The organism is Companilactobacillus nantensis DSM 16982 (assembly GCF_001435815.1).
Classification (GTDB): Bacteria; Bacillota; Bacilli; order Lactobacillales; family Lactobacillaceae; genus Companilactobacillus; species Companilactobacillus nantensis.
The window spans coordinates 17,721-32,324 of the sequence record NZ_AZFV01000022.1; the positions used below are offsets into that span (position 1 = coordinate 17,721).

Annotated in this window: 11 protein-coding genes; all 11 read right to left on the reverse strand. The window is 37.4% G+C overall.

The window, feature by feature from the left end; genetic code table 11:
* Positions 1–155: 155 nt before the first annotated feature.
* The 11 genes from FD31_RS09845 to FD31_RS09900 all read right to left on the reverse strand — a co-directional run bounded on the left by FD31_RS09845 (position 156) and on the right by FD31_RS09900 (position 14,495).
* Complete coding sequence (locus FD31_RS09845) at positions 156–1,628, reverse strand: hypothetical protein (protein ID WP_057892609.1); 1,473 nt, start codon at positions 1,626–1,628, stop codon at positions 156–158.
* Positions 1,629–2,293: 665 nt separating this feature from the next.
* A complete protein-coding gene (locus FD31_RS09850; RefSeq protein ID WP_057892610.1) occupies positions 2,294–3,346 on the reverse strand; it encodes an AI-2E family transporter in 1,053 nt (350 codons plus the stop codon).
* A 10-nt stretch (positions 3,347–3,356) separates the two neighbouring features.
* Positions 3,357–4,154: a YdcF family protein gene (locus tag FD31_RS09855; protein ID WP_057892611.1), complete on the reverse strand. Its 798-nt coding sequence runs from the start codon at positions 4,152–4,154 to the stop codon at positions 3,357–3,359.
* A 13-nt stretch (positions 4,155–4,167) separates the two neighbouring features.
* Positions 4,168–5,595 (reverse strand): hypothetical protein, encoded by a 1,428-nt coding sequence (locus FD31_RS09860; RefSeq protein ID WP_057892612.1) that lies wholly within the window; start codon positions 5,593–5,595, stop codon positions 4,168–4,170.
* Between the two features lie 454 nt (positions 5,596–6,049).
* Complete coding sequence (locus FD31_RS09870; protein WP_235805351.1) at positions 6,050–7,009, reverse strand: peptidoglycan recognition protein family protein; 960 nt, start codon at positions 7,007–7,009, stop codon at positions 6,050–6,052.
* A 105-nt stretch (positions 7,010–7,114) separates the two neighbouring features.
* Positions 7,115–7,609: a sigma-70 RNA polymerase sigma factor region 4 domain-containing protein gene (locus tag FD31_RS09875; protein ID WP_057892614.1), complete on the reverse strand. Its 495-nt coding sequence runs from the start codon at positions 7,607–7,609 to the stop codon at positions 7,115–7,117.
* A 166-nt stretch (positions 7,610–7,775) separates the two neighbouring features.
* A complete protein-coding gene (locus tag FD31_RS09880) occupies positions 7,776–8,543 on the reverse strand; it encodes a hypothetical protein (RefSeq protein ID WP_057892615.1) in 768 nt (255 codons plus the stop codon).
* Positions 8,544–9,074: 531 nt separating this feature from the next.
* Entirely contained in the window at positions 9,075–10,805 is a 1,731-nt protein-coding gene (locus FD31_RS09885) for a glycoside hydrolase family 73 protein (RefSeq protein WP_057892616.1), read from the reverse strand.
* 700 nt (positions 10,806–11,505) lie between these two features.
* Positions 11,506–11,745, reverse strand: coding sequence for a hypothetical protein (locus tag FD31_RS09890; RefSeq protein ID WP_057892642.1), 240 nt, complete (start codon positions 11,743–11,745; stop codon positions 11,506–11,508).
* A gap of 91 nt (positions 11,746–11,836) precedes the next feature.
* Complete coding sequence (locus FD31_RS09895; protein WP_147007361.1) at positions 11,837–13,282, reverse strand: hypothetical protein; 1,446 nt, start codon at positions 13,280–13,282, stop codon at positions 11,837–11,839.
* Positions 13,283–13,475: 193 nt separating this feature from the next.
* On the reverse strand, positions 13,476–14,495 hold the full coding sequence (locus FD31_RS09900) for an acyltransferase (protein WP_057892618.1): 1,020 nt from the start codon (positions 14,493–14,495) through the stop codon (positions 13,476–13,478).
* Positions 14,496–14,604 lie beyond the last annotated feature (109 nt).

Genomic DNA, 14,604 nt, shown 5'->3' on the forward strand with positions numbered 1-14,604 from the left:
AAGAAACTTAAGTTGGGCATGCAGTGGCTCTAAAACGAGCTACGATGGGGCAACTCCTTCCGCTTTTCATAACAAGATAAACTGCCCGCAAAGTACAGCGTGCAATTTATCTTGTTATGAAAATGCTCGGGAGCTAACCGCCCCATTTTCGCTCTCTACTGTTTATAAACCGGTGCGTCGATTTCTTTCAACGTTGTAATATCCAACTTATTCTTTGAACTCTTATTCAAATAAGTATTAACTTGATCTGAACCTGCCAACACTGCGTTAACTTTATCAGTTCCGTCAATCAAATCAGAAATGATATCAGCATTTTCACTCTGCTTCATTACGATTGGAATGACTTCAAAGCCACTGTCTCTAAGGCTCAATAGTCTCTTGTAGTATTCAGAGTTAACTGAAACAAAAATTGTTGCTTCTGTTTGTTTCAATGCTTGGTTCTTCAACCACCAAACGATTAATTCTTCATCGCTATCGAAGGTACTGATCAAGACATTTCCTTCACTGAATAGTTGAATATAAGGCTCGTTAGACGTGTAACTCTTAATCAAGACCAATGTTCCATCTTGACGATAGAAGTTCTCACGGACGACTTTATTCGCATTTCTGTGGTCATAAAATTGGGTTGCTGAGATAACGCCATTGACATCAAAAATATCACGACTCAACAAACTATTGTCCTTGTAGTGACGAATAATTTGTAATTGATGGTTAGCACTTCTGGAAACTTCCATCACAAGTTTATCGTTTGCATCCAAAATTTTATCGACTTTATCGCTGACATGTTGAACTCGATAATCAGCATCGAATGGAATTTCAGCTGGCGTAACAGGTGTATTTAAATTACGACCTTGCAATTCATTGTACATATTCAATAAGAACGCATTACCATCAACGAAACCAGCGTTTTGATAATTCATCCATGTTTGATCAACTTGGTCATTGTACGTAACAGAAATAGCGTTGGCTAGCAAACCTTTGGCCGCTAAAGTCATGGTTAATTGTTGCCACATTTTGCTAGTGTCATCATCAGGGTTAGCTGCAAGATCATCTGTGAAAATGTAATAATCACGATTTTCGTCCATATAAATCTCGTTTGCCATCTCATCAGTGCCAAACCATTCTTTCAATGACTTATTAATTTCATTGATTCGATCAGTTGCTTGTTGACGGTCATCGACTTGGTCACTGTTAGTGTTACGCAAAACATGGTTGCAATAACTTCTGTCAGCCAACAATTGACTGCGAAGTTGTGACTTCAAATCAGCACTTTGATCCAAAGTATTTTGCAAGTTTTGTTCAGTATATTGCCATTGTTCAGTTCCATTATCCATTGGAGCTTGTTGTGGCTGTTGTTGATCAAAAGGTTGTGCTTGTGGATCAGGTTGCGAATATTGTGGTTGGTCTTGGCCAAAGAAATAATCGTTTCCATTACCATTATTATTGGCATTATTAAAATTCTGGTCGTTTGGTGTGAACTGAGTTCCCATCCCCGCTGGGGCATCGTTATATTGACCTTGCGCCTGATCAAAACTATTTTGATCTGGTTGAGCATTTTGATATGAAGAATTGTTTAGATCAGAATAATTATCATCATTTTCTTTCTTTTTTCTATCGAAGAATGACATACTTTAATCTCCCATCTACGTCAGTTGACTACATTGTAATGAATTATTTACTCAAGGGTTGAAGGTTATTAAATAATTTTCCTCCGGGTGAAAGGAAAACGTAACCTGCTGTGGGACCGCCTTGAGCCAAGGTCTCAAGGCTCGATTTTGAGCTTTGCACAGTTCGCAAATCTCAAAATACGTCCATTATGTAAGGACTAAAGTCCTAACATAATTTTCACTGCTGGTTACGTTTCCCTTTCACCCTCCGGCTAGTGTCTTTAAAGTTACTAACACTTGGTAATTCAAGCCAAAATACTCAAAGACACTCGAAAAATTAATCACTACAGCTTTCTAAACCCTAGAATACTAGTTAAAAGTTAAACAAATGCCATCAACGCAATACGACGATGGACCAAATCTTACTAATATCAATCTAACCACCAACCAACCTAGCCAGTGGTCGTGGAAAATTTGGCCAGCCGTGAAGGTGGTGTTAGGACTTTAGTCCTTACAGCACGGACGTCTTTGGAGACTTGCCGAACTTGCAAGGCTTCAAAGCGAGGTTCGAGACCTTGGCTCGAACCGGTCCACACAGCAGGCCAAATTTTCCACGACCGCTGGCGGCATCCCCCAACTTTCAACATTTAATTACATTATATATGACAACTAAATTTTAATTCCAATTATAACGATTTCTTTAATTTTATCCGACGTTTTTTAACATTATTACCAATTGAATGTACGCCTAGGATATCAAGGAAGAAGACAAAGATTGGAATACCAATGATTAGTCCCCATGTTCCAATTAATTCTTCGGAAACTATCAATACAACAAATGTAAAGAAAATTGGTAAATGTGTCATGCTGGACATGAATTGTGGATTCAAGAAATATGTTTCAATCAAGTGAATCACGACAATCATAATCACAATGTAAAGCACGTAACGGATTCCACCGACTGAATATGCCACGAAACTCAATGGTATCAAGGAAATAATTACCCCCGCCACTGGAATCAATGACAAAATGAAGACCATTACGGCTAAAGCGATAATGCCTGGCATCTTCATAAATAACAAAGTAATTGTTGTTAAAGCTGTATTGACCACGGCAATCATCAATTGAGCTTCTAAAACTACTCCGAAAGTATTAACGAATTTCTTGCCATAGTAGAACAAATCAGAGAATAACCAACTATATTTACTATCTAAGAATTGACGACCGAACGCATTCATCTGTTCAACTTGACTAGTATAGAAGAAACTCAACAAGAATGAGATGACGATGTTAAAGCCGACTGCTCCGACACTACTGATATAATTGACCACTTGGGTGATAGCGACTTTAATTTGATTATCCAAATTAATTTGTTGCAAGTAGTTATACATCACGTTCAAATAAGGATTCGAACGAACTTCTTTACTCTCATAAAACTTCTGTAACGAACTGAACATCTTGACCGTTTGACTGATCAATTGTGGCACGTAATTGGCAATGACAAAAATCAACAAGCCGATAATTATCAAATACACTGGTGCAATCACCCAAATCGGTTTGACCCGTGGAAAATGCTTTTGGACAGCTCGGACTAACTGAACTGACAAAAAGGTAAACGTAAACGTCAATAAGAAAAGACTCATCATGCTACGGAATAAGTAAAACAAAGCAATGACAATCAGTAGCAAGACGAATCTTCTCAAGCGTTTATTTTCAACAAACTTATCGTACATACTCATATAACGCTCCTCACATACACATACTTAACGAAAATAAGATATCCATTCCAAGAATCGTAAAAAGTGAATATCGGTAATACCACAAAATAGCTGTAAATTCGCGAAACATTTCAGGCCACATTAACATTTTGACCGTCTTGGCTGCCGCAAAATTCACCTTTAGACCCAACTTTTTAACATAAAACTTAGTTCTTGGCAGATGATAATCGCTTGTTACTATGATAACGCGTGGACGACTATCTTTATGCCAAATATTACGAATTTTTATTGCGGAAAATCCTAAGTTTTGAACAGTAGTACGTGACTGCGTTTCTGACAAAATCATTTCAGCTGGAATCCCAGCATCGATTAAGTATTGTTGCATTAGTTCGGCTTCAGCAGCGACATTCGGTTTGAGGCGACCACCGCTGACAATAATTTTGGGCTTAACTGGAAAACTCTTATACAGTTCAATTGCCTTATCAAGTCGCTCAGCCAAAATCGGTGGTATCCGTGAACTCGTACATTTATTACCCAAGACCAATAAAAAATCAGTCTGTTGAATTTTTTGCAGCTGCTTTAAATTACGATTCATTTGCCACATATAAAACAACATTATCACTAAAAAAATTAGATCAATCGTTGCCAAACTAAACGAAAACGCGCGGACATATCTATTGATAGTAAATTTAGCCAACAAGTAGAACGCTGCAATGATTGTGCTGGATAAGACAATGGCCCCCACCGGCTGCCGACTATACACGAATCTGATGCGATAAATCACAAGTACTTCAATGATCGTAACAATGACCATCAATAAAAAATTCATATTCCCCTCCGACTTAATTCAAACTGAACTTTAATTTGGGAACAGTTAACGGAAAATTCTTCACCATTGTCCAAGTTACAGTTGTCGAATCTTTATCCGGTTGCCGCAACAAGAACAACTTATTATCCAATGAACCGTAGATCAACAACTTTCCCTTGGTTGTCGTCACAGCAGGTCCATTTTCTGAATAAGCTGATGGTGAAACTAAAAAGATATACTGCATCAACGGTTGTTTACTGCCATTGACACTGACACCTTGGTAATCACTTGGTTGGATATTTGTCCCATACAAATCTCCAAAATTGACACCAATACTGCCGACTTTCTTACCATGATTATCGGAAATAGCTCCGACTAGCTGCATTAAATCTGCGTTTGAGGATAACGGTGCAGCTTCATATTTATCATAATAATCTTTCGTCTGCGTTATAGCATCTCTTAAGCTCGTTTGATCTGTATTTGACTTCGTTAATAAATTAGCTTTGGTATTCTTTTGACCATCTTTAGGACGGACCGTGTAGTCGCTGGAATAGAGATAAAGTTGATTATCATTAGCTTCCATACGAATCTTGGCACGATTGATTTGATTACCAGTTACCTTCGAATTGACTTTTAAATTAACACTCTTCGGTAACAATCGATCTTGATTTTGACCATGATAATAATAATTGATTGTCAAAAGATTTTTCGGCGTCAAATAAATCTTGCCATATAAACTTTGAACGTTTCCCGTCTCGACCTCCGTCAACATGACCACCTTGCTATCGGTCGTATCAGACAGTTTCTGAGCTGAGTGTTCAGTCAAAGTCATTTGATACGTCCCATTTTGATTGATAGTCAAATTACCATCGGTTCGGCGATAATCAATAATCGTTGAGAAATCATAATTCCCAATCAATGCATTGTTAGCCGTCAAAGGCTTGGTATTAGCGTTGACATCAATAATATGATCAGGCAACTGGTCGTAAGCAATCGTTTGTGATTTAGCTTTATTCGACTTACTAATATTCGACTTCTTATCACGTTTCGTAATATAGGCAAATTTATACGTCTGATTGCCCGATTCGACATAGTAACCCTTCATATGCTTGCCATAAACATTTTCGTGATATTCCTTGATAATCTTCAAAACTAAATTTTGTTTAGCCGTTTTGAAAGTAATCGTCTTACCATCACGATTCAAAGTATATGCAGGATTATTGAATTGACTGTTGAAACGATTAATTCCAACTTTTCCGTCAATCGTCGTAATATCTTTGATTTCTGCTTTTTGATTTTTCAAAAATTTAATTGAAACAGTATCATTTTCACCTTGGTCTTGATATAAATACCAAGTTTTACTCGATGTAACAATTTTATCCGTTTCTTTCGGTTTACAACCTACTAAAAGTACGGCAAAAAGGCAAAACATACTTAAAACAACATAAAATTTTTTTCCCATCTTTTTAAGCCCTTCTTTTGTATACGTTGTGAGTAAAATGCTGTGAGGATCAGCTTTTCATTCACAACCTCTATAAAGCACCGCCATATCTAAACTCAACTAATCTTTACATAACCATTTTAGCCTTAAACTACCTATATTATTAAATTAATTTTCAACAAGAACACCCCAACTCCACCAGCCAACTAGTCGGAGGAGATGAAAGTATTAACCAGCTGTGAAAGTGGCGTTAGAGCTTTAGCTCTTACACCACCGGGCGTGTTTGGAGACTCGCTGATTTTGCGAGGCTTCAAACCGAGGGCTGAGACCTTGGCTCAGGCCGGTCCGCATAGCAGGCTAATACTTTCATCTCCGGAGACGGCATTATTGAATAATGATATCAAAAAAAGACCCGCTTTACAGCGCATCTTTTCGAATAATCCGTTATCAAAACCGAACTAATTTATTATAAATTTTATTTGTTTCCTGTAACGTAGCCGTTGTCGACCCATTCGTTTGTAGCAACACGACGATATTGTAGGCCGTTGTATTCCTTAACTTGGTCTGTATACCATAGTGAGTCATTAGCTAAAGCACGATCAGAAATATTCTTAACACTACCATCGTTTTGGAAAGCAACTAGTGGTACGAAACTTCCCTTAGAGTTGTTAACACGGATGTTACTTGAGTTACCTGTTTCAGCGCCACCGTTATTAACGTTGTTATTGTTATTACCAGAGTTAGTATTACCCTTCAATTGGTTGTAGTACTTACCAACTAGATCATAAAATTGATCCATGCTGTAACCCCATTTAGCAAAGTAGCCAACTGGGTCAGTATGTGATGTTTCACCCCATTTGATACGAGCATCGTTATGTGACATAACTGTAACGCCTGGTGTGAATGGTAAGTTATATTGAACTAATTTTGAAGCTGTGTAATATGCTTGGTTAGCAACTGAACGTGCAAATGCATCGGTTGTTGAAACTTGACATAATTCAACGTTGATAAATTTAGCATTAGCTGTAGGACCGGCACCCCAAGTAGTGTAGTCCGTATTCTTAATGTTCAAGATTTGGTTGTTGTCAACAAAAGCATGAACGTATGTATAAATATTTTTCCACTCACGATTGAAGTAAGTTGCTTCATTTTGAGCAGTAGCCCCTGGTGTAGCTGTTTCATGGATAACAACACCTTCTGGCTTACCAACACCATTTTCATAACCTTGCCATACATCGAATGTACCTTCTTGGTTAGTAATTGAAACTGGTTTGATATTGTTATTATTAATATAATCATTAATTGATGATGTTACAGCTTGAGCTGTTTGAACGTGTGCGCCAAATTGAGGAGCCACTTGTCCAATTGTTGTAAATCCGATACTTGCTAAAGCAACTGAAGTTGCTACAGTAGTAATAATTTTCTTAGATGCCATAATAGATATTTCCTTCCCGCCGTTAATTTCCTTAACGTTATAAATTATAACAAGTTTCTTCACTAATATGATAAAAGTAACGAGCCTGTAATCAAATAGTAAAATTCAACGAACGCTCATATGTCGCAACTTTTGTAAAAGCCTATTACGACAGTACCTCAGCCCTCTTGAAGTATGGTTATAACGCTCCGCCAATATTACCAGAGATTGTTCCTCGATGAAATGCTCTTGCAATATTATTTTTTCCATTTCCGACAATTCGGCAATATTCACAAACTCCAAATCTGCCAAAATCAACTCTTCTGGAACTCGTTGAAAATCGAATTCTTCCAAGCTGTGTATGTCATGATATCGTTTTTCTTGGCGTAACATATCGGTCAAACGCCACTTCAATTTTTGAAAAACGTAACGGTTAAATTTAGACAAATCGTCTTCATTTTGACAGTATTTAACATAAGCTTGGGCATACAAAATCGTTGCCTCTTGAAAGTAATCATCATAGTCCGAACGTGTGACAAATATATGGATTCGTTTTAAGACACCATGAATTAATTTTTGATTTTGTAACGCATGTTGAAAGCCTAATTCCAAGTCAGTCATAATTGTGAGTTCTCCTAATTTACTCACAAGCGCTTGTGTGGAATTAATATAACGGATTTTGCTTTGTAATATTAGTCACCAAAACTGCTTAGAAACCTTGAAATTATCGCCATCAAAAATTTAGGCAAAATAAAAAAGCGCTTTGTTAGGCGCTTTTTAGTTTATTTTAGTAATTTCGTTTAAATCGTGATAAATTTTGGCCGTAATATTTAATCATATCGTCACGTTCGATAATATCGATACCCAACTTCATTAAAAATACTGCTTTTATATTAATAAACATATATCGCAAGTCAGTAACTTTAATCCGCATCTCTTGATGATCAGGACAGTTGCAATCCTCATACTTCGCTAACAGCCCGATTTCCTCAGGTGGTTGTAATTCACACATTCCTGCATTAACAAAAGCTTTCATGAATAAGAAGGAACCTTGCGTAATCAAAGCCACATCGTGAACTCGTTGATTGAATTCTCCTTTGGGAAAATCCATTTCAAATTTTTCACCATTGATCGTGGTTAATTCAATTTTTTTACCCACTTGTTTGGCCTCCTTAATTAAGTGCAATGCTATCCAATTAGCGTTATTGCGTGTTGCCCCAGTCAGTGGCATATAAGCTATATAACCATGAACATAAGGTAAATAACATTTTAACTTAAAAAGGCCAGCTAATACCTTCGTTAAGGCATAGCCGACCTGATTTATATCGCAAAAAGCGTTACTAAGTTGTCTCGTTGTTCGTGGATCAATAATTGCACCCAATTCCAAATGGTACACAATAGTCTTTCCCAAAGGAAAGTTATATTCAGAAACATCCATAATAAACACAAGCTTATTATCAACTTGTAAATTATCGACCCCATATAATTTGTCATATCCATCCGTTAAAAGAAATTTCTTGGAAATCGTTCCTTTTTTGAATTGATATAAATCCATATATCGAACACCTCATATGATTTATTTACCCTGTGTGCTTGGGTATGGTCAGAATATAACATTTTTTAAGATTCCTAGATATGAGATTTTATTTTATTTACCTATTTTTTACAAAGATGTTTCGTAATGTTTATTTGGTGGTTTTTGGGATATTAAAAAATCGTTGGTTATCTGGACTCCTTTTTTAGGGGAGGTTTTGATTACTAACGATTTTTTTGGTTTTATTATTTTTTTAATAGTCAGTTGTATTTTAGTTCGGCTGGGTAGGCAGTGGCTCTGAAACGAGTTCCGCAGGCCAATCCCTTCCGCTTTGCCTAACTTCACGAATCATCCGCAAAATACGCGGATAATTCGTGAAGTCATGCAAATGCTCGGGGATTACCAGGCCTGCTCCACTCTCTATTGAAACGGGCTACGACAGGGCAACTCCTTCCGCTTTTCATATCTTTGTAAATCACACGCAAAACCAGCGTGCAATTCACAAAGATACGAAAATGCTCGGGAGCTGACCGCCCTGTCTTCGCCCTCTAACTAATTTGCACTAAAAATACAATAAGTTCCATTAACCCAACCTGCATTTACTTTATACCAAGTTTGACCATCAACGATTTGTTTTGATGTAACACGCCATGTTGTTCCATCGGCCAATCTTGCACCGGTGAACTTGTTGTTGGCTGCTGGGCTATTATAAACGTTAACTCCATATCCTGGAATATAGTTAATCTTAACCATTCCTGAAACTGAAGTTACGTAATTTGAACCTTTGACTTGAACGTCATTGGCATTGACCCACTGATTATTCGCAACTCGGTACCATGTTGAACCGTCAGAATGGATTGATCTCTTATCAATTTTCCAATCTGTTCCATTAGCCAAGCTGACTGCTAGAACGTTATGTTTATCATCATAAGCTCTAGCACTTGGTGTGGCTGTCACATGCACGATATCTGGATATGAAACGATGTCATCGTCTTTATATTCATCGTTGGCAAGTTGTGATTTCAAACTCACATCATCGGCTAAAACATAGGCATTATTTCCAACAAAGTAGAATGTATTACCATCATCATCAACGACATAAGCTGTTGTGATCCAAGCTGATTGATATGGCAAAACTCGATCTGTGGCAGCTTTTTTGTTAGCAGCACTATAAACTGTCGAGCCATTGTTATTAACAATAATTGCAGTATCGGCAATCTTAACTTGTGGGTTCGATTTTTCGGACGCTAACTGAACATCAGTTGCCTTCACATATTCGTTTGAAGCTACTTGATAATAAACAGTTCCATCAGCAGCGACAACTTTAGAAGAGATGTGCCATTCAGTGTTATAAGCTAACGCACGATTGGCAGCAATCTGATTAGGATTGGCATTGATATAAATTTTAGCTAAATCTTTATTAGTTACTGTAGCGGTATCGTCCATTGCAGTTTGCGTACCACTTACTGAATTATCACTAGTACCACCGGTACTGGCTTCGCTATCATATTGTGTCAAATTATAAGTCTCGATTATTCTATTTAAAGTTGATGCATAAATTGGGCTGGTAGCGTATCTGCCTTGTAACCAAGCCGTTGCATCTTTGTATGAAGAAGTATTTTCTTTCCAAGTACCATTATAAAACTGTGGTGCACCGGAAATTCCATTTCTTAATAAAGCTCCATTATCTGCAAAAGATTCGTAAGGACTAGGATACTTTCTAAAATTGGCATAGATAGTGTAATAACCTTTATCAGCACTCCATTCACTCGTTGGCATGCTGACATAGGCACCATTGTAATCACCTTTGACACCAAAATAATTATTGGATTGTGATGACAAAGTCGATGTTCCCCAAGCACTCTCAACAATAGCTTGTGCCATCATAACTGATGCATAAACATTGTATTTCGAAGCAGCTTGTTGAGCAATTGGTCCAATTGTTTTTATAAAAGCGTCTTGTTGTTCCTTAGTTACCCCACTAGTAGCAGATGCCTGTGTAATGGATTTCACAGCATTAGCAGGTAAAACACTATTTGTTTCATTGCTACCTTCATTTGCCTCAATGGCATCAGCAGCACCTTCACTAATAGGAGCCCCTTGTTCGTCCATAACACTGGCAACATTAGGGTCCTTTGTATTGGTAGTTTTTTGATCTTGATCATCGTCTTGATTTCCATCATCAGTCGCAAGTGCGGCCTTTACTGGAGAAGCATTTGAAGATACACCAACCGCTGCTAGAAAACTTGCTAGAGCAGTAGAGGCAACCCATTTTTTGTTCATAGTAGTAGTCTCCCTCCAACTATAAAAAGCTAACTACCAGTAGACTAATATATAAATGAATTGCCTTCAATAAAACCTTAAGAAATCTAACAATTTTTAAACAATTTAGAGTAAATTTAATTGTTTTGTAATATTCTACTTCCGCCTCCGTGAGAGAGAGAAACATAACCTGCTGTGGGACCGCCTTGAGCCGAGGAAGGCTCGATTTTAAGCCTTGCACAAATCAGCAAGTCTTAAAATACGTCCATTCTGTAAGGACTAAAGTCCTAACAGAATTTTCACTGCTGGTTATGTTTTCCTCTCTCCCTCCGGCTAGTATATTAGTTGGCATAAATATATCTGTGATTTAGTGATTTTGAATTAAGTACTATGATAACTTAATCACTTTAAACTTAAAGTTACCTAAACTAAGAACAAATAATACGAGGTTCAAATCGTTAATACCAAACAAAATCCAAACAACACTGCCCACGCAAAAATAAACTAGCTTTCGGTTGTGAGCAATTAAGCCAGCAGTGGCAGTGGTGTTAGGACGACCGATTTTGTCGTTCTTACAGCACAGGACGTATTTTGAGATTTGCGGTCTTTGCGAAGCTCAAAATCGAGACTGGAGACCTTGGCTCCAGTCGGTCCTCACAGCAGGCTTAATTGCTCACAACCGAAAGCGGCACGCCACAAAAAAAGATTAATGACTAAGCCATTAATCAGTAGTTTCGATGAATGTAACGTATTCAGCTTCGATCCATTCGCCATCTTGAGCGATACGATAGAATTTCTTGCCATCGTCACCCGTACCCATGGCATCTGTATACCAGGCTGATTCACCTTTAACATATTTATCTTGTAACATCTTACGGTTCACTTCATAAGAGTCAAACAAAAAGACGACATAACGGCTGTCTTGGTTGACCTTAACAAGACCATGTACATTTTCAAGCATTGTAATACCACCTTTTAAGTTAATACTGACTTTATTATACATTAAATGGTTCAAAAAAAGGCACCTGCATGGCAAGCACCCGAAATATTATCTATTTGTTAAAATACACCTTCCAATACGCTGGAACTTGCTGATTCATCAAGTCATTGAACCAAACAAATTTCCGATATGGAACGTGTGTTGTTAATTCAACTTTGCCATTGTAGTAGTCAGCATTATTAACTCGATTTAAATTGGCTTGATGATTGATTGCAATAATATCTAAGTATCTAGCACCCACAACTACCAAGACTATCAATAAAACTCCAGTTAACCAATTCCTCCACTTAAAACTATCGGTTGCTGCTAAGACAAAACGCATGGTAATCAAATATGTGAATACATACGTTAAGAAATTGCCTCGACAATTAATTGGAGCCGAAACAAACAACAATTGTCCCATGATAACACCAGTCATCAAAAAATAGAGCCACATTTTGGCATCGGCTTTAAAGAACAAGAAGATACAATAGCCAATAAACGCCACCAGTAATAGACTGACTATTCCTTCCATGTTAGAAAGCTTGTCGTTTATCGTATTATAACCGTACATATCGTTAAGCTGCAGGCTTCTCAAGTAAACATTTATCGCAATGTAATAGCCTAAGAACACTATCGTTATAACAGTTAAAATTGATTTTTTTAGCAGTGAAAAATCAGCTCGAATAATTAAGATAGCAATTGCTACTAAGAGAGCCACTAGCATAGCAACATTAAAGGTTATCAACCAGAAATGGGTAATCTTGGCATAATTGACCCAGATTTTATTTAAATCAAAGGTCGTATTGCGATAAGTACTTTTACCACGATAACCACGATGAGTGAACATGGTGATAGCTGCGACGATGGCCCCGAGTAAATAAGTAACATGATAAGTTTTCGTCTTCTTGTTGAAGTACAAAATAACGAAAATTCCCAAGGCAATTTGAGCCACAGTCATTGTTTCAGTAAACAACCCACCAACATAAGAAAGAATAAGTGTCCCTAAAGCTAAAAATTGATTAAATTGCTTGGCCCGTCCAATATCAACTAGCCAAATGTAGACCAAAGCTAAAGCTATCGGTGGCACATAATTTACAAAGCCGGCATTCCACACCAAAATATTATTGAGGAATGCATCTTGTAAAGTAAATACGAATAAAAATGACAAGATTAATGATAAAAATGATTTGCCCGATAAGCGCCACAGTCCCCACAGTAACAAGGTCCAAAAGACAGCATACGTTAACATTGCCACTGGTAATGAATGCATCGTAAGTATCTCTAATGTATTGCCTAAATAACGGCCATTACTACTACCACCATAAATTGCTTGTGGTCCATAAAACATATGATGGAGTAAATAAGATCCTTGTGGTCCCCACCAGAAATAGTCGTCCCCCGACGGAATAACAAAATATCTAAATACCCCAAAATACATAAATGAAATCACAAACATCAACGACGTTAGAATTTTATGTAACGGATTGTTGAGTTCGTTCGTAATTTTATTTTTCATAATAAAGTAATTTTGCTCTTGTTTCCGGTTTATCGCAATACTTATTGTATTGTTCAGTGCCGCTTCCGATTACAAGAAGAATATAGAATGATGTGAGACCCCGCAAGGCTCAATTTTGAATAAGCTGTAAACAAGTATAAAAGCCACTAGACCAAGCTTGATCTAGTGGCTTTACTTGTATTTAATAAGATTTTTACATCATCCATTTTTTCAGAACTGGTATCTTACTTACAACAAAGATAATTACCAGCGACAACAACGTTGCGAAGAAGAATGTGATTAGATAATGATTTACTCCTGCCATCTTTTGAACAACACCAATGCTTAACCCGTGAACTAGATACACGCCATACGTTAATGGAGCAATGATCTCAGTTAAACGGATAAACCATTTGTGGTAGCGTCCTTCATATGATTTCAAAACTTTAAATATCAGAGCAGCAATGAATGGAATATTGATGACTGAAATTACGCTGAGATATTGGAAACTGCTCTTTAAACTGACAAAAGCAATTACGACATTGATTGCCATCAACACGACAGCGACAACTAGTAATTGTAATGGATTAGCTTTTTCATGTTCGTGTTGGGTCAATTTATAACCGAGGATAAAGTAACCTAAACTAGTTGAGAAAATTACTTTTCCGACGGTGTAGCCATCAAAGTACATGCTGAAATTTTTTGGTAATACGGCGACTAATGCTGGCAAGAACATACTGATGACCAACCATAATGCCAACAAATAATTGAGCAACTTTTCATCCATCCCCTCAACCATTGCTTTCAACAGTGGCGACAAGAGGTACAACGATACGAGTGGATAAATGAACCAATATGCAATCAAAACTGGTTGGTGGTACATCAATAACACGCTGTGGAAAAAGTCATGATACGTGAAAACTCCATCAATTTTTCTGGAAACAAACGCACTGATGATTGACCAAATGATAAATGGTACCAATACTCGTGGCAAACGATGGCTAAATAAATAACCGACATCCTTTGTTTTGCGACTGTTTAAGATGGTTGCTCCACTAATCATGAAAAATAATGGTACGGCGATTTCTGTGATTACTACTAACATATTGGAAATATCCCAATTTAACGAGTTATCACGTGTTGCTAATCTGGCTGCTAATGAGTGGGCTAAAACTACCAACATCATCGCAACCACACGGATTACATCGATGTATATAATTCTTTTTCTTTTCAAATTGTCCCCCGAATATGCCGTCTCCGGGAGCAAGGGATATTTAGTCTGCTGTGGGACAGATCCGTGCTGTAAGGACAAAATGTCCTAACACCACCCTCACTGCTGACCA

Excerpts from the sequence above, each read along its gene's own strand:
- FD31_RS09845 (WP_057892609.1), bottom strand. The coding sequence starts at position 1,628 with ATGTCATTCTTCGATAGAAAAAAGAAAGAAAATGATGATAATTATTCT.
- FD31_RS09870 (WP_235805351.1), bottom strand. The coding sequence starts at position 7,009 with ATGGCATCTAAGAAAATTATTACTACTGTAGCAACTTCAGTTGCTTTA.
- FD31_RS09895 (WP_147007361.1), bottom strand. The coding sequence starts at position 13,282 with ATGAAAAATAAAATTACGAACGAACTCAACAATCCGTTACATAAAATT.
- FD31_RS09875 (WP_057892614.1), bottom strand. The coding sequence starts at position 7,609 with ATGACTGACTTGGAATTAGGCTTTCAACATGCGTTACAAAATCAAAAA.
- FD31_RS09890 (WP_057892642.1), bottom strand. The coding sequence starts at position 11,745 with ATGCTTGAAAATGTACATGGTCTTGTTAAGGTCAACCAAGACAGCCGT.
- FD31_RS09850 (WP_057892610.1), bottom strand. The coding sequence starts at position 3,346 with ATGAGTATGTACGATAAGTTTGTTGAAAATAAACGCTTGAGAAGATTC.
- FD31_RS09880 (WP_057892615.1), bottom strand. The coding sequence starts at position 8,543 with ATGGATTTATATCAATTCAAAAAAGGAACGATTTCCAAGAAATTTCTT.
- FD31_RS09885 (WP_057892616.1), bottom strand. The coding sequence starts at position 10,805 with ATGAACAAAAAATGGGTTGCCTCTACTGCTCTAGCAAGTTTTCTAGCA.
- FD31_RS09860 (WP_057892612.1), bottom strand. The coding sequence starts at position 5,595 with ATGGGAAAAAAATTTTATGTTGTTTTAAGTATGTTTTGCCTTTTTGCC.
- FD31_RS09855 (WP_057892611.1), bottom strand. The coding sequence starts at position 4,154 with ATGAATTTTTTATTGATGGTCATTGTTACGATCATTGAAGTACTTGTG.